Source organism: Vibrio agarivorans (genome assembly GCF_030409635.1).
Classification (GTDB): Bacteria; Pseudomonadota; Gammaproteobacteria; order Enterobacterales; family Vibrionaceae; genus Vibrio; species Vibrio agarivorans.
Map to the genome: position 1 here is coordinate 1 of NZ_JAUFQF010000003.1, position 19391 is coordinate 19391.

Annotated in this window: 21 protein-coding genes; all 21 read right to left on the bottom strand. The window is 43.0% G+C overall.

Annotation, left to right across the window (positions count from 1 at the left end; translation table 11 throughout):
* Positions 1–137 precede the first annotated feature (137 nt).
* The 21 genes from QWZ05_RS07650 to QWZ05_RS07750 all read right to left on the bottom strand — a co-directional run bounded on the left by QWZ05_RS07650 (position 138) and on the right by QWZ05_RS07750 (position 19359).
* Positions 138–644, bottom strand: a complete 507-nt coding sequence (locus QWZ05_RS07650) for a hypothetical protein (protein ID WP_290297668.1) — start codon at positions 642–644, stop codon at positions 138–140.
* A gap of 29 nt (positions 645–673) precedes the next feature.
* A complete protein-coding gene (locus QWZ05_RS07655; RefSeq protein WP_290297670.1) occupies positions 674–1015 on the bottom strand; it encodes a hypothetical protein in 342 nt (113 codons plus the stop codon).
* Between the two features lie 90 nt (positions 1016–1105).
* Complete coding sequence (locus QWZ05_RS07660) at positions 1106–1306, bottom strand: hypothetical protein (protein WP_290297672.1); 201 nt, start codon at positions 1304–1306, stop codon at positions 1106–1108.
* Between the two features lie 39 nt (positions 1307–1345).
* Positions 1346–2704, bottom strand: coding sequence for an AcrVA2 family anti-CRISPR protein (locus QWZ05_RS07665; protein ID WP_290297673.1), 1359 nt, complete (start codon positions 2702–2704; stop codon positions 1346–1348).
* 516 nt (positions 2705–3220) lie between these two features.
* Positions 3221–3520 (bottom strand): hypothetical protein, encoded by a 300-nt coding sequence (locus QWZ05_RS07670; protein WP_290297676.1) that lies wholly within the window; start codon positions 3518–3520, stop codon positions 3221–3223.
* A 245-nt stretch (positions 3521–3765) separates the two neighbouring features.
* The gene (locus tag QWZ05_RS07675; RefSeq protein ID WP_290297677.1) at positions 3766–4212 is read right to left on the bottom strand and encodes a hypothetical protein; all 447 of its coding nucleotides are present in this window, start codon (positions 4210–4212) and stop codon (positions 3766–3768) included.
* A gap of 9 nt (positions 4213–4221) precedes the next feature.
* Entirely contained in the window at positions 4222–4545 is a 324-nt protein-coding gene (locus tag QWZ05_RS07680; RefSeq protein WP_290297678.1) for a hypothetical protein, read from the bottom strand.
* 103 nt (positions 4546–4648) lie between these two features.
* Positions 4649–5191 (bottom strand): hypothetical protein, encoded by a 543-nt coding sequence (locus QWZ05_RS07685; RefSeq protein ID WP_290297679.1) that lies wholly within the window; start codon positions 5189–5191, stop codon positions 4649–4651.
* Positions 5192–5194: 3 nt separating this feature from the next.
* Positions 5195–5650, bottom strand: a complete 456-nt coding sequence (locus QWZ05_RS07690) for a hypothetical protein (protein ID WP_290297680.1) — start codon at positions 5648–5650, stop codon at positions 5195–5197.
* Positions 5637–6206 carry a hypothetical protein gene (locus QWZ05_RS07695; RefSeq protein ID WP_290297681.1) on the bottom strand — a complete coding sequence of 190 codons (570 nt, stop codon included), beginning with the start codon at positions 6204–6206 and terminating at the stop codon, positions 5637–5639. The genes QWZ05_RS07690 and QWZ05_RS07695 overlap by 14 nt, the downstream gene beginning before the upstream one ends.
* 117 nt (positions 6207–6323) lie before the next feature.
* Complete coding sequence (locus tag QWZ05_RS07700; protein ID WP_290297682.1) at positions 6324–7046, bottom strand: DNA/RNA non-specific endonuclease; 723 nt, start codon at positions 7044–7046, stop codon at positions 6324–6326.
* Between the two features lie 12 nt (positions 7047–7058).
* Positions 7059–7715, bottom strand: coding sequence for a hypothetical protein (locus QWZ05_RS07705; protein ID WP_290297684.1), 657 nt, complete (start codon positions 7713–7715; stop codon positions 7059–7061).
* 55 nt (positions 7716–7770) lie between these two features.
* The gene (locus QWZ05_RS07710) at positions 7771–8826 is read right to left on the bottom strand and encodes a hypothetical protein (protein ID WP_290297686.1); all 1056 of its coding nucleotides are present in this window, start codon (positions 8824–8826) and stop codon (positions 7771–7773) included.
* A complete protein-coding gene (locus tag QWZ05_RS07715; RefSeq protein WP_290297688.1) occupies positions 8816–8986 on the bottom strand; it encodes a hypothetical protein in 171 nt (56 codons plus the stop codon). The genes QWZ05_RS07710 and QWZ05_RS07715 overlap by 11 nt, the downstream gene beginning before the upstream one ends.
* Positions 8964–11225 (bottom strand): ATP-dependent helicase, encoded by a 2262-nt coding sequence (locus tag QWZ05_RS07720; protein WP_290297690.1) that lies wholly within the window; start codon positions 11223–11225, stop codon positions 8964–8966. The genes QWZ05_RS07715 and QWZ05_RS07720 overlap by 23 nt, the downstream gene beginning before the upstream one ends.
* Entirely contained in the window at positions 11222–13672 is a 2451-nt protein-coding gene (locus tag QWZ05_RS07725; protein ID WP_290297692.1) for a DNA topoisomerase, read from the bottom strand. Before QWZ05_RS07725 ends, QWZ05_RS07720 begins: the two co-directional genes overlap by 4 nt.
* A complete protein-coding gene (locus tag QWZ05_RS07730; protein ID WP_290297693.1) occupies positions 13656–14210 on the bottom strand; it encodes a transglycosylase SLT domain-containing protein in 555 nt (184 codons plus the stop codon). Before QWZ05_RS07730 ends, QWZ05_RS07725 begins: the two co-directional genes overlap by 17 nt.
* Before the next feature lie 8 nt (positions 14211–14218).
* A complete protein-coding gene (locus QWZ05_RS07735; protein ID WP_290297694.1) occupies positions 14219–14551 on the bottom strand; it encodes a hypothetical protein in 333 nt (110 codons plus the stop codon).
* Positions 14552–14560: 9 nt separating this feature from the next.
* The gene (locus tag QWZ05_RS07740; RefSeq protein WP_290297695.1) at positions 14561–17404 is read right to left on the bottom strand and encodes a type IV secretory system conjugative DNA transfer family protein; all 2844 of its coding nucleotides are present in this window, start codon (positions 17402–17404) and stop codon (positions 14561–14563) included.
* Positions 17404–18846 carry a secretion/conjugation apparatus DotM-related subunit gene (locus tag QWZ05_RS07745; protein WP_290297696.1) on the bottom strand — a complete coding sequence of 481 codons (1443 nt, stop codon included), beginning with the start codon at positions 18844–18846 and terminating at the stop codon, positions 17404–17406. The genes QWZ05_RS07740 and QWZ05_RS07745 overlap by 1 nt, the downstream gene beginning before the upstream one ends.
* A gap of 9 nt (positions 18847–18855) precedes the next feature.
* A complete protein-coding gene (locus tag QWZ05_RS07750; protein ID WP_290297697.1) occupies positions 18856–19359 on the bottom strand; it encodes a hypothetical protein in 504 nt (167 codons plus the stop codon).
* Positions 19360–19391: the final 32 nt, after the last annotated feature.

Here is a 19391-nt window from a genome sequence, read left to right on the forward strand (position 1 = left end):
GTTGCTCTGGTAAGGTGTAGGTATGTGTACGATTGTTCATTATTCCATCATTTTCGGAGAATAGTATTCCCATTTCGTCTGACATTATTCACGTCCTTAACTGTGTCGGTGGCGTTTCAGGTAAATCAAGTTGTAACTCAGGCCTTCGACTCTTCCAAATTCAGATATTGAACCAGAAACGCTTTGATTTTAGCGTTATTTTCTCGCTCATCATTCCTGTCCTTTTCTGACCTTATCCGATTCTCTTTTTTTGTCAGCAAATCGAAGTAGTCTTCAATGTACTGCGAATTGTTCATTACTTTGACTTCTAGATCATAAACACCAGTAAGTATCGAAGATATGCCGAACCTACTCATATAGTGCTTCTGTTTGTACGTGAGCACAAAATCGCTGTGCTCAAGATCAATGTCTATGGTGTGACTATTGTACACGTAACTCGTATCATCAATTTGAGTGATGTGACCATCGACTCTTTCAGTTATCTGGTTTCTACCAATCATTTCACCCATACCACGGGCATTCATTGCAGCCTTGTCAGTTCTACTTACAACTATTAAACCCCAATTATCCCAATTCACTTCGTAATATGGCGATTCACCATCTAAGTAGATTGGGTTGGATAGATCATTTGGTCGTCTGCGCATCCTTTCATTTCCTATGTTTGAAAAAAGACTTAAGCCTCGGGTTGCTCCTGACTATCGATGAGTTCAATCATTGCTAGGGCAGCTTTAGTGAAGCTCTCAACGGTACGCTGCTGTTCTGGATTGAGATTATCATTTTCTAAATCCGAGTGTAGAAAATGGTCATTCAATTTAAAGCAGACCTCTTGCGCGGCAAGGCAAGCATTTTTGGTGACATCAAATTCATCTGATAGCAGCTCATCCAAATCTTTAACGGCAGTCCAAATCACATCATGACGACTGTGTAAGGAAGCTGCAATGAGGGCAGTCACGATAGCTGGATAGTTAACGAAGTGATTAGCATTTAGCGCAGCGTGAATGATGTCGTGTTTCATATCAATCGTCAGCTTACTGTTTTCGGGATTAAGCTGGGTCAGCAATTCATGCAGATGTTTTTTTGAGTATTGCCCATTGTCGGAAGACTCCTAGTTTTTGAAACTCACGGTATAGCGAAAATCCGTTGTACGGTCGGTAAACACAGCTTGACCGTAAGTTGGTTGCCAAATAACATCCACCTGCAAGGTTGCCCAAGGAAGATACTCTGCAATGGCTTCCAAATAACCTTGCGCCCTGACAATAGTTTTTGTCGCTATCTCATGGTCTTCGATTTCAAATAGCTTTAGCATTTTAATATTTCTCGTAGCTGGTTTTGCAAAAAAAGTCGATTACTTAACCCGATAGTTCTTCGCTTGTACCTCATCACTGTCACCTTGGGCGACAAGTGTTGGAGCAATAAATTTCGGTTTATGCTCAATATTATCACCAGAGCCATATCGCTGATTACGAATGAAGCCCCTACGGAAGTGAGCACTCATCTTGTAGCCCGTACCTGCAGCCGATTGACCTGCACCTTTGAAAATAGGGTTGTTGGTTTGGATGATAATCTCGTCCGAGATACCTCGTAGCTTCTTAGCGGCTTTTCTGCGATTCTTGGCAGTCTTCGACATCACTTGTTTGATACCCTCTTGAAGCTTGTTCGATTGCTGCTTACGAAAGTTTGCAAACGATAAGTAGGCGATGTAATTGATTGCATCTTTTACGAGTTTCACATTATGAGCGACATCAAGATTGGTCAGGTCAATGATCTTATTATCTAAACTGCCCATCTTAAAAGTTCCACTTTCGTCTGCTGTGACTTTTCCATCGTACCAAGCTAGCGTCCGTTGAATCATCTCATCAATTGGCATTCCGTCTTGCAGGAAAATATCGATTTTGGACAGGGTATCATTTAGTGCCGTGCCTTTTGGTTTGCCTGTGAAGACAATTTGCATTGCCCGATAAGGTTTAGTGGCATCAAGTCCAAGCGCTTCGAGTGTCACCTTGTCGAAATCGTAACAATGATTTTCCGACTCAACGAGATAAAACCCATCCAAAATGTGAAAATCGGTTGATGGGTCATGAACCTGCAAATCGGTTTTCTCAAGATGAAAATAACTATTTGGCACTGGCGATCGCAAATATGAGGTATCTATCCCTTTGGATATATCGATACTTTCTGCTTCTTGGCAAGTTTCTGCTGTGATGGTAAATATCGGGTCTGAACGCAAGTAATGTAGGATGGGTAGTAATTGGATGAACAGTCCACCTGCTCCATACTCTCGTATATTATCCACAAATTGAGGGAATCGTTGACTGAGGTAAGGGTTCTCTTTAAATGAAACGCAAAACATCTCGATGTCGGTTAAGCTCATGTTCGGGTTATACGCAGCCGACAGAACTGGTGAAGATGCATCGGCAGTCATCGACATGATTCCATCTATCGCCCCACCAAAATCCAAAGACCTCGTTGGATGTGGCATTGATAACAACAGATCATCTACGACTCTTAAAGGGAGCTTTCTAAGCTTTTCTATATGCGCCTTTACTTCCTTCTCCGAAGTTGGGAAGTAACCCATCTCACCAGCCTCATCAAACTTACTGATGAGTTTCGGGGCGTAACGTATCGGGAACTCATCTAAGTGATTAGAAAATCGCTCGCCCATTTTGAGCATATCGAAACGCAACTTTCGAGAATGAATAGTCATACAGAACCCTTAATAAAAAATATAGCTATATTATATAACGCATTAATTCACTCGGCAACCATATTGAGCGTTAATAATTATAATGTTAGAATCAAACAAAAAGGTAAATTATAATGAACACACCAATAACCTACATATTTAATATTTTGTCAGCGCTAACCCTTGCTTATGCAATATTCAATATGCCCTACCCTATGACGCATGAATATAGCACCATTTACAATGTTCATCTTAGTATCAGTACTTTTTTATATTTGGCAGGATGCGGGTTTTCAAACAACTCTCACATTCAGCCAATACACGTATTTCCCATTGCGGCAGTTGTCATTCCACTTGGTATCTGGTCAGCTACATTAGTGGAACAATACAGTACCATTTTATATCTAATTTTCATGGTCTTTGGATGTACCATTGCAGAGAAGATTGTGGAATCTAGATACTAGATGAAGACTAAAGGCGTCTAAACGTTAAGACGCTTTTTTTCAAAAACTCGCTGGTGGGTTTTAAGGCGTACTGTTATGGCTTTTGGTCGCAACCTCGGCATTCATAACGTGTGACCACCGAATCAGAGGTTAGGTCTACAAACAAAGCTGCATGACACTGCTTACAAGTCCCGACCTCGGCATTGATGTAAACGATTTTAGTATCATCTGCTTTAGGTAATAATGCGGCATGGTCAATGATACATTGGTAAAGGACACCCTGATAGCTGACATGGGTATAATCGCCTTGAATAAATATCTTTGCTGTCTCTGGCTCTAGCGTCTGCCATTGTCGGTCAAATTGCGATGCCTTGATGCTAAGGACTTTACTCATTTTTCTCATCCGTGTTAAAGCTGATGTGCTCTATAAAAATTCCGTCATTGAACAGATTGTGTCTAGTAGGTATAACGGTTAGGTTATCTTACTGTCAGTCCTACTGGAGGATTTACTAGGAATACAACCACCCAATGACAATTAATATTAATCACCATAGAACATATCAAAATGAATAATAGATCCCTAAACAGGTAAGCAAGGAGCATACAGCTAATAGGCTAGCGTAGGATAATAGTTTTCTTTCAAAAGGGCAGTAATTCTTCATCTATATTTAACTCCAACTGATTTGATAAAAATTGATGCTCAATAGAAAACATGGCATCAGCCACTAATTGATTTATATCGCAGCGATGAGAATAAATTAGTTGCTCTAGTTTATTCTCGAATGCCGTTGCTGCCTGAATGGTAATAACTTCACCTACTTCAAAATGACTATCGTCAACCCAAAGGAATAACCGTAGGTGACGCTCAGAGTCATCATAAAATGGCTGATGCTCTACCCAACCGCATTCAATGTGATCAAGAGGGTATTGCCTCATAAACCATTCGGCAAATTCGGATGTCGTACAATCGAGAGGCTCAAAGACTACAATGTTTGGACTCTCAGTATGTGTCGTTAGTAACTCGCCTAAGAATAAGCGCGATTCATACTGGACGACTCGTGCCGATCTAGTGCTAAAATTCATCATTCATTCCCTTTAGGCACACCGATGCATTGGAGACTGACGCATAATCGAATGCTGTCCCTTGGTTACAACGGAATAACTCCAGTCGTTCGCACGTAATGGAAGTCCCTTTTTCTTTGGTGACGAATACATGTACCGTTCACTATGATGGAGAAGTTGAGTTGACTTGAACAAGGCGTCATTAGCTAGACCGACTAACACCTCGGCAAGAGGTGCTGTAAACCATATCAATCGACCATCACAGACCTGCATGACACAACTGGCTTCTTTTGGAAAATCAAGAGATGAAACAAGCTGCAGCAATGTTAGGTGTGAATCTTTAACTTGGATTTGCATATTCCCTCCAATTTTTCATCTTCACGGTAAGAGTCCATGAGCAAACGGGCGAGCATCCACTGCAACCCAATGATCAACAACAAAATACCTGCAAGTGCCATCATTACCCCCTGTCTATATCTTCAATCGAGATAACTAGCCTATCGCCAAGTATGCCCACCAGCTCTTTTGATTGAGGTGACGCCATTTCAAACGAAAACTGTTGGTTAAGCACACCCTCTAGATAAAGTGGTGCTCCATCCTCTATGCGCTTTTTACTCCAACCTAAATCGCCATGCTGTCGGGCTACGCTTGAGCCAGCTTGGGTCTTAAACACTCCCAAAAGTGTTGGAATCCCTTTCACGTACTCGAAGCTATATGACAGTTGTGAAAGACCCACGGAATAGGCGCAAGGCTGTAATTTTTTACACACTACTGCTGAGTCGTGACCTAGAACGGTATTATTCGTTCGCCCTACGCTTAAGTGCTTGCCCTGCACCACTCGCTCCATTGATGGCTGCAGATGACTTTCATCAAAATCGTTGTGGACGGGGTAATAAGTAAAGCGAACATTTACTGGCTCGTAGTAACCATCCAAAATTGTCTTTGAGGCACAACCAGACAGCAACATCAAAGCACCGATGTACGCAACGTATTTGTTACTCATTGATTACCCCTGTCTGAAAGGTTTAAAGCCCGAAACATAAATCATGGTTTTCACCAACTCTGTTTTGTAGAAAAAGTGCTGCTCCTGCACTTTGGGAGTGATTTCTAGATCTTGCGTAGAAAAAGAAAATACAGGTTGCGCAAAACCGTAGAGGTGCAATAGGTAACGTTGAAGTTGTTTGAGGTTTTCTAAAGGAATGGATGCATCAGAAGCAAGTTCAAGACATTCTCGTAAACTCAAAGATTGCATCAACACGGCAGCGTTAAAATGCGAGCCTTGATGTTCTTTCTTATACAGCAGCGCTTTGTAAATGCCTTCAAGTAAGTTGGCAGAGCCGTGTGCGTAACATCCTTTGCCACTCTGCACCCCATCTTCAAATGAAAGTGTTAAAATCGTCCCTTTTACCAAGTAAATAAATTGCGTCTCATCAAGTTCTGGTAAATCACTATTCAAAGGCATGGTTGTAGTCTCCTGTAATATGTGGCGCATCAAATGGAAAATCAGTAGGGTTTCGCATTACGAAAGTTATCGCTAACGAGCCGACCAAAAAAAATATGACCATACGGTTTCGATTTTTTTGAAAAAGCTCGATGACAATGAAAAACAGAAAAGCGATAAGGAATACATTCATAAACCTTGAGTGAGTGTCGTTCCTAAAGCCGTTATCCATGTCACGAATTGCACCCACCGTTTTATTGCTGAGATGCAACATGTGCTGGTTGATTGCTGCAAAATGCTCACTTTGATCTACATCAATTGAGTACAACAAGGAGGCTGCGACATAATTCATCTCTTTCAGCTTATCGAAATCAAAGAAAACAACTTCCAAAAAAGTTAGCTCACCATCATAGTTAAAAAACTCTACAGCAGAATCCATTAACCCTTCAAAAACCGCAAACTCAGCAATTGAAAACATCGGTTTTTGCGCTGCCAGTTGAACCATATTTATTGATAACGCATTTGTGTAAACAGACACCTTTGCAAACTTCACTAAAGTATATTCATATCCGATCATGAACAGGATAAACACAATGAAGCTTATGCCCACCACATTGAACAAATTTCGATATTGCTTTTGAAATAACATCCGTCTGTTTAAGGTACTTACTATCTTTGAGCTAATCATACTTCCTCAACTTAAGTCACAATTTGGCGTGACAGCATTCGTGCGTTGTTGTCTCTGATTTTTGAGGTAGGATGGAATTGGGAACTCTAAGCCGAGTCTGTTCTCTAAATCCGCAACAGTGACAATATAATCATCGACTCGTGACTTTACAGCTTCGGGGCTATTGGGAATCCACCAAGCGATAATTTGGTTGCCATGCATCGCTATTTTGTAAAAAGCCTCGGGCGCGACTACACCATGAGAGACTGTAAAATCACCACCGAGCGGTATCGTCCCTGTATAGACCCCTCCCCACACAGAAACGGGTGAATGGTCTCTTCGGCACTCAACATACCGTTCAGTTTCAAGCCAAGCCCCTCGGTTCATCTCTTTTACTTGCGGTAACACGTTGACCATCATGTTACTCAAACGGATTGCCTCTTCGTGTGAGTCCATCGCGTTGGCTGGGACTAGATGACCTCGGTCGTACGAAACTTGCCCTCTGGATTTGTAAGTACCTTGCGAGGTTTGCTGGCAACGATTGGGAATAGTGGAGTCATGATAGAATCGTTCATGTCTCGGATAGTTATTGGTGTCCTTAACCGCTGTATATTGCCAACCTTCGGCTGATTTCGTTTCACAATTGAGCTGGATACGAAACCAACCATAATTAACATCGATGACCTGCGCTTGTACTGGCAATGAAGCGCTAAATACAATGGCTAGGCTGAATGATTTTAATGCTCTCATTAAACTCGACTCCTAAGCCACAACCGCGCTGACGGCATTAAGCTCATCGGAATAATCAAGTCGTGGTTGTTCAAACTCTGATGGTGTTTGTTTATCAATAGAGGCGGCAGAGGTCATCACTAGGCTGTCGTATAAGTTAGTGAATGAAGTACTCAAGAAAGCCTTGGTATCCAATAGAGCAATATTTCGCTCATAGGTTGCACCTTTTTGATGCTTATACAATTCAACCAATTGTTCCTGAAAATCCAAAGCTTCCACATGAAAACGGATCACCTTACCTAGCTTGTCGCCATTGAAGTAATCAAGTAGGTGAACCTCAAACTGCATCAGCTCACCTTCTGCTGGGTACTTTGGGAACGCCACATCATCCAATTTTGCATCAATAGGCAAAATAGAAAAGATTGGCTTATCAGAATCGCGTGGGTAAAAGTTGATCTTAAGGAACAACATCACCCCTTTTCTGAATAGCTCAACTGAAACGGTTTGAATGTCCGTCAACTTCTCCATGTCGGCACTCTTTAGCACCACATAGGATTTGTTATTACGAAATAGCGAAGCGAACACACGACCTTCACTGCTCACTATGTTCACCTCGGGATATGTCTCACCGATGTAATGGAAGAAATTGATTTCATCGCGACTGACAAATGGAGCGGCTGTTTCTGACATGGTAATCACCCTTGATTAAATTATTTGACTGACACTATAAATATAGCACTAACATTTAAAATGTCACGGAATTTTCTTCTGAATATTGCAATGTTGCTCTGTGGTCACTGGTGTCACTGATCACTGAGTAATCTTGTTCTAAAAACATGTTCAAATGGTTGTTGATTCTTAGAGCAATGTTGACTCGATACTGCTGGACTTTATGACGTTGTGTGGATTGTTGAATCAGATAGCGAGACGCTTGTTCTGCGTAAATTACTGCATAAAACAGCTCATCGGCTGTCAATTCCTCTATAGATTTAATAAAGGTTTCAACACTCTTCCCTAAAGGCTTGCGCATTAGGCAGTGATTAAAAACCATGTATGAACCGAGTAATGCGATGACATGAGAAAGCTGACTATCCCAGTGAAAACGCTGACGCAAAGCCAAGATAAGCAGTGGCATAATTTCCGTGTGAAAGAGAGCTAAGTCATCAAACAGATCGGGCTTAGGGATTTTTATCAGGTGATCATCTTCAATGTAGTGACCTGACTTGATGGTGTCGGTAAATACCACATCTATGCCTAGAGAGAAAACGACATCAGCCACCAGCAAGTCGAAGCTGTCGGGGTCAGCAAATGGATGACTCAAACCTTCTAATACTGCTTCACAAGGAGGGACAGACCGAACCGCTAAATCTCCCAAATGAAAGTAATTAAAATACGTGCGGTAAGGGCGTTCCAATGGATTTATTGTCTCATGCACCTCACCTGTCGAATGATCAACCCTCTCTGCCTTACAGTGCGTTATCACGCGCAGGTTAGGTAATGCTTTCGCCCCTTTGCGTAGAACAAGGTTATTCTCTTTTAAGTCTTCAAGACTGATGATGCGTGAGTCATAAATCTGACTTAGCTGGAACGATTGATAAGCATTGGCTAGATAGTAAAGAATGGATACCCCACTACAAAAATCAACTTGCTTTGGTGCGAGAGGTTGAAGTAGCTCAGCATGTGAAGGTAATTTGAAATCGTGAGAAAAGAGGGCATTAGCGATCAGTACATCATGAATTTTGGACTTAGCCTCAATCCATACCTGATCAATGCGTGAGATTGGTTTAGCGCTAGTGGACATCCGATTGCCCATCCTTGCATTCGTTCGCTTTCAAAACCAATTTCAGTTTCTTGACTTCCTCAATCGTGAGGAAGTCGTCATAATCCATTTGCTCCGAGATGAGCAATGAATCCAATCGCTGTAAAAAGACTAATTCATCATTGGTCAATGTACCCGTCATTATCACACTCCCTTCCATGAGTGATGTATTTTATATTATCCACACCATTAATCATAGGAAGGAAATGGATTTTGTTACATTTTTCGGTGTCACCATTAACAATTTGAGTCTCGTAATGCGACAAATACAACTGCTCTTTGCCTCTTGTTGCCGCCACATAAAATAGCCGAAGCTCTTCTTCTGCGGTGGCTGAGCCTATTGTCACTTCGTCTTTAAACCACGTTTCCTCATTGCAACCAATCACGAATACAACTCTCTTTTCCAGCCCTTTACTGGCATGAGCTGTCATGAACTCAACATCAGTCGTATTTTCTTCATCATCTTTATTCTTACTTGCTGATGCGCTTAACAGGGGTCGGGAACGTAGGTAGTCTCCAATGTCCAGCTTTTCTCCAAACAGGCGGTCTGGGTTATACATAGAACCTGTAATTGCCCTGAAATCCTCATGAAAGCGTTTGCGCTCTCTTCTGACTATCTCAGCTCTTCTCTCTGACGTGAGGAACGGAAAGTAGAAGTACGATAAGTATCGCTCCATCAACGAATCAATAAACGACCTTAATACTTTCACATATTCCTGACCGTGCTCATCAACCACCTTAAGCCTTTGCTTCGTTGGTAAACCTTCATAGCTTATATCACGAAAGCGGCAGTAATTCTCAAAGGTCTTGATATTTTCAAGTTTTGCAGAAAAACGTAAAGCATCAGATGCAAGGTTTGAAAGTGGCTGATAACCAACGTGCGATTGACTGTAATGACCACTGAGCAAGTATTGCAACATGTGGTGGTGATTGGTGAAATTATTGGCTTTGACCAACTCTCGATAGCCATCGTAGTTAAGCCCGAACTGCCTGTTTTGAGTTAAGAAACGAGGCATGGCTGATTTCGACAGTGGGTTAAACAATAAATGTAGGTACAGCACAATATCTTGTACTCGCGGATCTTCATAAAGCGACTTATCTTCGCTTCCTCCGACCCTACGACAAGGAATATTGCGTGATATGAGTTCGTTCTCAAGGACGTTCGCGACCTTGCGATAACGATACAGCACCATCATTTCATGATACCCAACGCCTCTGTCCTTAAGCCACTGCATTTTAGTCGCAATAGTTACTGCTTCTTTTTGTTCATCTTCACTGGTGAAGACAGTAACAGGCTCTATCGGTGAGGCTTTATTTTGCGCAATCATTGGCTCACTCGACATCTTAAGTCCCATGTTTTCAGCAAGGGCGTTTCCCACAGCAACGATTTGAGGGACTGAGCGGAAATTATCTGGCAAATAGATGTGATTGTGCTTTTTAAATATCTGCGGTACTTGGGTAAACAGTTTTGGATTAGAGCCACGAAACCCATAAATAGATTGTTTAATATCGCCAAAGAGAGATAAGCCACTTCCGTCATTGGCTAGCGCAATCACAAAACGAAATTGGCAGTTGTTCGTGTCTTGGAACTCATCTACGAATAAGGCACGGTATCGGGATTTTAGCTCAAGGCGAACGTCTTTGTGCTGTTCAATGAACTGTGTTGACAACACAAGCACTTCATCGAAATCGATCATCCCGAGATTAGAAATCTGCCTCAACTCGTTGACATAACGAAACCATGCTTTTGTATAGTAGGCGCTAATGATGTCCTTGGGTTGACCGCTGGTGGTAGTGAGAGGCTCTTTATAGTTTAGAAACTCTTCGATGTCCTCAAACCCAAACTTCTCTTTGTTTTGCATGAAAAAGGAATCTGGGGTAAAGCCAAAGGCTCTGGTCAACGATAACCATTCACTGAATGACGTTGGCTTGTCTAAGCGTTTGAGGTGCGACCTTTGTTTAGGTGGTAAGCCCTTCTCGATGCCTTGCGCCATACAGTGCAGAACATCACGGTCACTGGCGAGTTTCAATACCTTACGTAAGCCATGTTTTTGAAAAAAATCATGTCTGATATAAGGTTTGATGATGTGGTTGATAGCAAAGGAATGAAAAGTAGTTGCTTTAACGAATTGGCTTAGCTCATCCCCAACCATTTTAATAATGCGCTCTTGCATCTCTGCAGCCGCATCGCGAGTGAAAGTTATCGCGATAACTGGGCAACCTTGGATGTTAGATCCTTTGTACTGCTGTAATGCTAAATAAACCTTTCTTGTCAGGACAGCCGTTTTCCCTGCCCCTGCCCCTGCTTCTATGACATTACACACTCCTTCACTTCGGACTGCTACTTCTTGTCTGTCAGTGAGACCCTTATAGACATTCATTTGCGCGTTTTACCTTGTTGTTTTATCTTCTTGCGTAATTCACGAGTTAACCTAACGACATCAGCACGCTTTTGTAGCATGGATGACTCAAGTGGAAACTTCGTGAGCTTCGCCAATTTTTGTAAGTTTCTGATTTGCGGTATCGATGGCGCTCGCTTCGACTCACACAGTCGAATAAATTCATCACAAGCAGCGGCACTTTTTTTTGCTTTGGGTGGAATTTGAACGTGTACTAACTGGCTTAAACGTGTTGCTTTTAGTAGCTGTGCCGATGACGGTGGGCGTTGATGCCCTTGCTGCACTTCACGCATTTGTACGCGCCTTGGGTCGCGCATAACATTGCGGTCTGTATCCATGCCACTACTACCTAAGTCGCGCATTTGCGCGGTGGTGTAAGGAGCTGGGTTAGCCATCAAAAAGTTTCGGCAAGCCTTGGTCGATTTAAACAGATTCACATGAGGCTCAAGTCCTAAGAGCTGCCCCCTGTCTAACACCTCTTTTTGTAATTTCGCATCGGCTGGTTGGTCACAGCTTTTGTTTGAGCCAAGCTGCTTTCCATTGAGTAGATTGCAAAGATACTCAACTTCATCGTAAGCACGGGAAATAAAGGTATCACGCATCTCAACGGCTTGTTCAATCGACTGACATCGTTCAATTTTCTGTAGCTGCGCCTCCCATAGAGCTTTTATCTCAATGCTGGTAAACAGCGTTGGTAAAACTGAAAGCAGTGCAAGCCCTTTAGAGGTAGCGACAACATAACGGTTATCGTCTTCTACTAGGACTTCGATATACGCACGTTTAATCAAATTATCGATAATGGTGTGTCTTGTAGCGGATGTGCCTAGTCCACAAGATTCACCCAGCAATCGCTTAATTTCGGGATCACTTACTTCATCGGCTACATTACGCATCTTTTCTGGTAACTCATTTAAGAGATAGTACTGCGGCACATCTCTACTGATATGAGTCAACTCTAAGTCTAAGGCTGTGAACCTATCACCCGATTTGAGTTCAGCCAATTTTCCGACTGAGCTACCGAAGGTTCGCACACAAGTGAATACACTCTCTTGCTCACCTAGCACTCCCAATGCTTCATCACTAAACCTAACCGACAAACTTAGATCAAAAGCCGTTGTGACTCCTGACACAGCACGAACAAGCTGAGCGCCAATCTCGTTATATACCCTTGACTCATTTTCATTTAACTCAAGGTTAGATGAGTTCACCCCCGTTGGTACAATGGCTGAATGAGCATGTCCCTCCATCTTAGACACACAAGGGGGCTGAGAAGCAAACTCTAAGGATTTCGCTTGTGAGTTCAGCATCTCACTACTAAATTTTGATGCCTGAGTGAAAGCTTCATTCCCTGCCAAGCTTTCCATCAAAGCAGCTAAACGACCATTAGAATACTGCGTATCAGGTAGGCTTCGATTATCAGAGCGTGGATAACTGATCAGTCCTTTCATATACAAAGATTGAAGGGTTTCGGAAACCTCTTTGGGGGATAAGTCGCTAAAAGCAGATTGAAGTGACGATTGATTGTGTGGGTCGGGAGGCGATACCTCGTAACTTGTCACCTTACATTGAGTAACTACAACCTCATCAGAAAGTTGATTTCTAACCTTGAGATAATTCATACCCAAGTTTTTTTGAAAAAGCAGCGTCTCATCTGTACCAGAACGCTTCGCATCGTATTCAAACCGAAGTTTATACCTACCGACTTTTGCAGAAAAACTCGGCACATGGATTTTACGTACCCGATTTTTCTCGACACGCCTACACTGTCGGGCAATAAGATTCAGTGTGGGTATTTGAACCGACCCTATGCTCACTACTGAGGCTTTCGCACTACGATAGCCACTAAGCAAAGGATGTAGCTCACCAGAACGCCCGTAATACGTAAGGACTTGTGTCGCTAAGCTGTATGCAAAGTCACTGCAATCTCTAGCCTGAGATGCGTAATGACGTGACTTAAAGTGGATACCATCTTGAAGGTTCGCGAAAGCATCACAAATCATCCGTCTAGTTAGACCATCACTTAAATCCATGCGATAAATATAGGCTTGAGTTTTTGCGGCATTGAACAAGTCGTAAAAAATGCGCTCCCCCTCTCTGTCTAAATCCATCGCGTTAATGATCACATCATGCTGCTTCATTTGAACTATGAGGCTTGAACCTAACTGTTGGGCTGGAATGTTTGCGCCTCTGACAAATACATCGCGCTGTGAGAATTCCTTATAGAGCGTTCTTGGTAGTCGATTGAATCTCTCTGGCGTTTGCCATTGATACACATCCTGTCTTCTATGAGACAATGTGAACAAGTGACCACTAGAAAACGCTACCACATCCCCTTGTTGGTTTTCAAAGTGATCATCTACGAACCGATTGAAACCAAGCGCCTTAGCAATTGAAGCGGCTACCCGATATTTCTCAGTCACAAGCAGCATACTTACACCTTAGACCGCTATTCAATTTGCCCGTCTCAATGAAGGATTGTTTATCACGCAAAAGGTCGGTGTAAATACGCTTTACACGCGCCTTATACACATGATGTGGCTTATTCATATCGACATTGACATACCAGTGATAATTCGCCAGTGCAGTTAGCGCGTCAGTAACATTCCTAGCTCGGTGTTTAAAAATAATCGTTCCAGCTTCAACGTTACTACAAGTGTTCCTTAGTACTTTGCGCCAATCCACCTGATAGCCAATGCGCGGCATATCCTGCGCCCAACGCTCATAATTGATTTGCATGATACCCATATCATGAGTGCCATCATTGTTCTTACGGTACTTGCCCATCGTACCCCCTTCTGCCATCGCCAAAGTGAAAATGTAGTCGGGGTGGACGCTGTACAATTTAGCCGCCCGTAAAATACAATTGGCTAGCGGCTCTTTAGATGTCTGAGTTTCGGCTAGGGTCTGGTAGTAAGCAATGTCGTAATTAGATATATCGTGGTCGAGTGGTAGTCCTTGCGTGTCCATTGTCGCCTCTATTCAAAGTCTATAATTTCCATCGCTGTCGCGAGTATGCCCTTAGCATTGTAAATGTGTTGGTCATACGCTGATTCACTGAGTGCCAGATAACCGTTTGAGTGGTTAAGCAGCTCTTTATCAACGGAATCTAACGACAGTAGATAAGCCGACAATGAGCCTTTCTTTTGCTCTGGAATGTTGGGGTCACTGACTAGATCAAATAGGTTTTTCAGTGAAACCGCATTGGCAATAGTCGAAAAACCAACAACACTATGTCTATGCTTTAGGATCGGTATGAGCGCAAAAAATAGCTCGCTCGTTGATTGTCCATTAAAACCCAATGTATCCATCTCATTCCTTTAATCTAAAAATTGATTAAGCAGATCGTTATGACTCTCCGCACTATCTTGTTTTAAACGGGTAATTGCCTCATCAAACTCGTCAGCTACGTCCGACACCAAAGATTCATGTTGTTGATCTGATAGCGCCTTTGGTAATGGGTTCGTTGGGTAAATCTTCACGTTATACACATCACTAATTATTTGATCTGAACTGACACCAGTGATTTCAGACGTGCGTTTTGCCAGATCTTTAATACGCTCGGTTTTTAAGCCACCTGAACTTTCTGACTGCTTATCGTCACCCTTTGACGCTGAGTCATTATTACTTGAGTCATCATCGTTTGTGTCTTCCTTATCTGACGATTCAGTTTCAACTCGTCCATAGCGATACTCTTTTTTCTTACTGTCTAGCTCTTGCGCTCTAGATTTACTCACCAATAAACCACCAGCGGATTTTTCGGTTGGTTCTGGTTGCGTAGGCTCTTTCTCACTCTCGGTGCTTTCGGTGCTATTGCTGGCGTCATCGGTGGTACTTTCATCATCGGTCTGATAGTGTTCGTCAGTATCATCATCGATAAGAGGGGTAAATTGCATAGCATCCTCATCAACACCGATCACATCCATATTTTGCTGAACAAGGTCTTTCCAAAAACCATCATCATCATCAGTAATCAAGCCCTGTTCCGACATGATGGCTTCCTGCGCTGCGGTGCGATTTTCTTTCATGGACTGGCGTTCTTGGTCAGCTTCACTCGAAAGTTGGTCTTGAGTTTTCTTGGCAAGTCGCAAATCGGCTTGAACTTGGTGGTCAATAAACGCATAGGAAAGGATGTTTTGATGAGAATAGACATCGCCCCAAGAGTTCGTACACACCGCCTCATGCAGCCCAGCAAGCACATCGACAAAGGCATCAATAATGGCATTCGGGTTCGACTCTTGTTCAATCGGTTTTAAATCACCACTTAGGCATTCATCTTCAAAATTCAAGATAGAGTAGACGCGAGCAAGGTCGTCTTCATCAGGTAGCATCAGCTCGGCAAAATGGTTCAGAAAGAAGGAATCAAGCTCTCCGTCCCTCTTTTTCTCAGCAAAGAACGTGGCACTTTTCATTGGAACGGGCGCACCGCGATATAAGTACAAACCTTCCATCGCATCTGCAGATGCCATATCACGCTCATTCAAGATCGCTTCATCAGAAGTTTGAAGACGTTCACCGCCCTTCCATGCCCCCCAGTTATTCTGGTTCATTTCAGAAAGTCGCGTGACAGGCATTTTCCCAAGTGACTTCGACAGCACCTCAAAGGTTTCATACACGTCTTGCGAACTAAACATATATTTATTGTTAAGGTTCGCTAGCGTTTGACGCCCCTCCGATATGCCAGCATCTTCTAATCCTTTCATGGACTGACCTAGCAAAGTGATGGTTATTTTTAATGAGCGGAGCAGCGATAGGAATGAAGCGATACCCTTGGTGTAGTAGTTCATTACCTCATCAAGATACACACGAACAGGAACGAGACGTTGAGTAGGTAAGCCACCGACTGTCGCTTCTTTCAATCCTTGTGATTTGTAACCAAATGCACTCTGAAATGCTGGGCGAAGCGAGCCTACAAGCATACGTCCAAGTTCAGCCATGCTATCAGGGTCTTTTTCGATGGTTGGTAAAAGAATGATGGCAATTTGTCCATGACTGATCACCGAGCGCGTGTTGAGATCCGAACCCACAGAACTGAATATATGCCCAAGTTTACCTGCCATTTCGTTAACAGTTTTTGAGACCATACTTTTGTTATATGTATGCTGTTCATCCGCTTTACTGTTGATCTCAACGTCCTGAGCAGACATTGAAAGGACAGCATCATCAATTGCATTGAGAGTCTTAAGGTAATCTTGAAGTGGTTTTCTCACATCTTTCGGAATCGAGTTATCTGAGGCAAGTGCGAGACATTCACGTAAACCGAGTGATTGTTGCAACACAGTGATGTCTAGATGCTCTCCTTGCTCATCTCGCTTGTAACACAACACTGGGAATATGCCTGAAAGCATGTTCGCGGCACGGTCTCGGAAGTATTCGTTATTTCCCCCTTCGGAGCTTTTACCAAACGAAAGCACCAAAACAGTACATTCCGAGTCATTGAGATCTGAAAAAGGGTTGAAACAGTTGGTCGTCATGTCTTCATCAAGCATCTTATTCACGTCTTGCTTCTCACCGCCTGTGAGAAAGTTCAGCAGCCTGAAATCGTGAATACGACCTGTACGCCAAATGTAAAACAAGAAGTCATAAAGACCTTCAACAGAGCCTTTACCGTCAACAAGGTAAATCGGTGCGCCACCTTTAAGGTGTCCTTGAATGCAAGCTTGGAAAAGTGACGTACAAAGTGTCACCGTCTTACCCGCACCCGTTGTCCCCGTGATGAGGCTCATTCGAGTTTCACGGTCTAAGTCTATCCATAGCTGGCGACCAAATAACAAGTCATAGCCCACCAGCATAAGTGCGTCACCTCGCTTTAGAAAAAAACCACTTTTGGACTCTGCAGACGGTTTCTTTAATTTAGTGCGCTTGCCTCTTCTTTCCTTCGCTTTACGCTTGAGCGTATCTTTAGCCATTGGCGCTGAAATGAAGTAATCAAGCTGCTTATTCAAACCATAAAAGAATAACGGCAGACCTAAGCAAAACAGAAAATAGGCGTACTCGGGTTTGAAACAAACCAGTATTCCGATTGAGCCGATTATCCAACCTATCGTGATCGGTAGATAGTCAGCGGCTTTGACATAAAATGGTCTCGCGTCAACATGGTGGGATTTGTTTTCCAATTGACCCATTTGCATTGCATAGCGAGTTTTTTCCGAAAACGCACTCATTATCTCACCTCATCATTTACAACAGCCTGACCAGATGACGTTACATTGTCACTTGTGGTATTTTCATTTAAAGCCGCTAATGTTCCTTCTATATCTTCATCGGTAATGGAGTTATCGAATTCAGGGCTGGCATAATCATCACGTAAGTTGTGAGCGAGCTTGGTGAGAACATCAGTACTATCAGGAGTCCAACCTGCGATGCGTTTCGCATCTTTGAGCAGCGCATTGACCGCTTTATCAACGCATGGGAATGGAATGGCTCTGCCCAGTTGATTTTCATAATGGAAATGGTTCATCACGCCCATCGCCTCATAGAAAGGCTTTTCTTCCGAAGCACTGTAGATAGTGAAATACAAAAGCCTGTCTTCACGGCAAGTCAGGTAGAATTCTGTTGAAGCGACATTGGAGTTCTTTCTTACTAAACGCATAAGGGCGACAAGGTAAGTACGACTATAAGCATGGCGTTTTGTGAGTTCTAAAACGACATCCTCAATTGGCACGCTAGGATTGTTGTAGCGGTCACAAAGGGTATAAAAGACTTCACGTTCTAAGCCGTTAAACAACAGGGCTACATCCTCTGGTTCACCATGAAATGAACGCCCATTATTCAAAAGCTTGTCGGTTGCAAAGCCTCCAACAATAAGCCCCTCTTCGTTATACTCAAGAGGTACAAGTTGCCCCTCTTGGTCGAACAAGCGAGGCGCATTGAATTCTTCATGGTAAAAGGGGTTTTCAACAGGGGGATCGGTCAGTTGACGCTCTAAGCTCTGTTTTGCGGCAACTCGGCTAAAATCCAAAGACTGGGTATTGTGGTCAATAACAGCGATTGGTCGATATGGTGACTCTGCCCCTGCTTCAATGGCTTGGACATGAACCTCAAGCTCATGGTCGCTGGCATTAACAGGAGGGTTAGCGGTGAGGTATTGTGTCGGTGACATCGCTTGAGCGTGACGATTGTGATAGTCATCGCGATTGTCGAAGTCATACACTCGGTGACTTTTGATTGGATTGTCATCAGCAAGAACGTCAATAGCTTCACTTTCATGACGCCATAGCTCAATCATACTTTGTACGTTGAGTTGTCTCGTGACATGAAGGTAGTTGAAGATTATTTTCCCCCCGATAACGAAAAAAAATATTGAATAGAAGAATCTAAGATAATGGTTATATTTTGCTTCAAACTGAAACACAAATGACCAAGTGATCTCACTTGGTGGTGTCACCCAAATTAGGTTCACCCCATTTTTGAAGTAATCACTGTTAAAGGGGATGTCGTAGAGATAATGCCAACCAAGTAACTCCCCAAAACGGGCATATTTCCAAACAGTGAACAGTAGCGTAGGCTTACTAAATAAGGCATAACCTGTCACGGCTACTGCAAGGAGAACCCAACCTAAACTCTTGATGTCCTCCATGATGTTTCTATCATTGTCCACTGCCATGATACCGCCCTATTTCCGAACTTTTTTTGAAAAAGTGGAGACAACCTTTCTACCGATATTGATGATACTGTTGAGCAAACCGAGATACGTACCATCGACCTCAAAGCGATTACGGTAGAGCTTGAAACTCAAAGAAATCAAAGACAGGTAGTGAAGCAGCGCCACAAGCCCAAAGCCCACAAAGACCCAGAACACCTCAAGATTGATAGGCTCGGCTGTTACGCTGGATTGTGAGGCTTGATGAATGAGTAAAAGAGTCACACTAATTACACCAATAAAGGTTCTAGTGGTAAGGGAGAGCAAAGCCTTTGAGTAACGCTGGATCGCGTTTAGTCCACGAGCTTCATCGTACTTTTTAAACGAGCGCCTGATAAAGAACAGGCAAAGCAACAAAAAAACAAACGGGGCTAGACCCAAGAATGGTAATACAGCAGTCGCGCTGATTAAGCCTATAACTACCCATCGCTGCTTCGGTAGGATTTCTGGACTTGGTGCTTGTGTGCCACTCATCATCAATTCTCATACTCACAAATATGTTCACATTA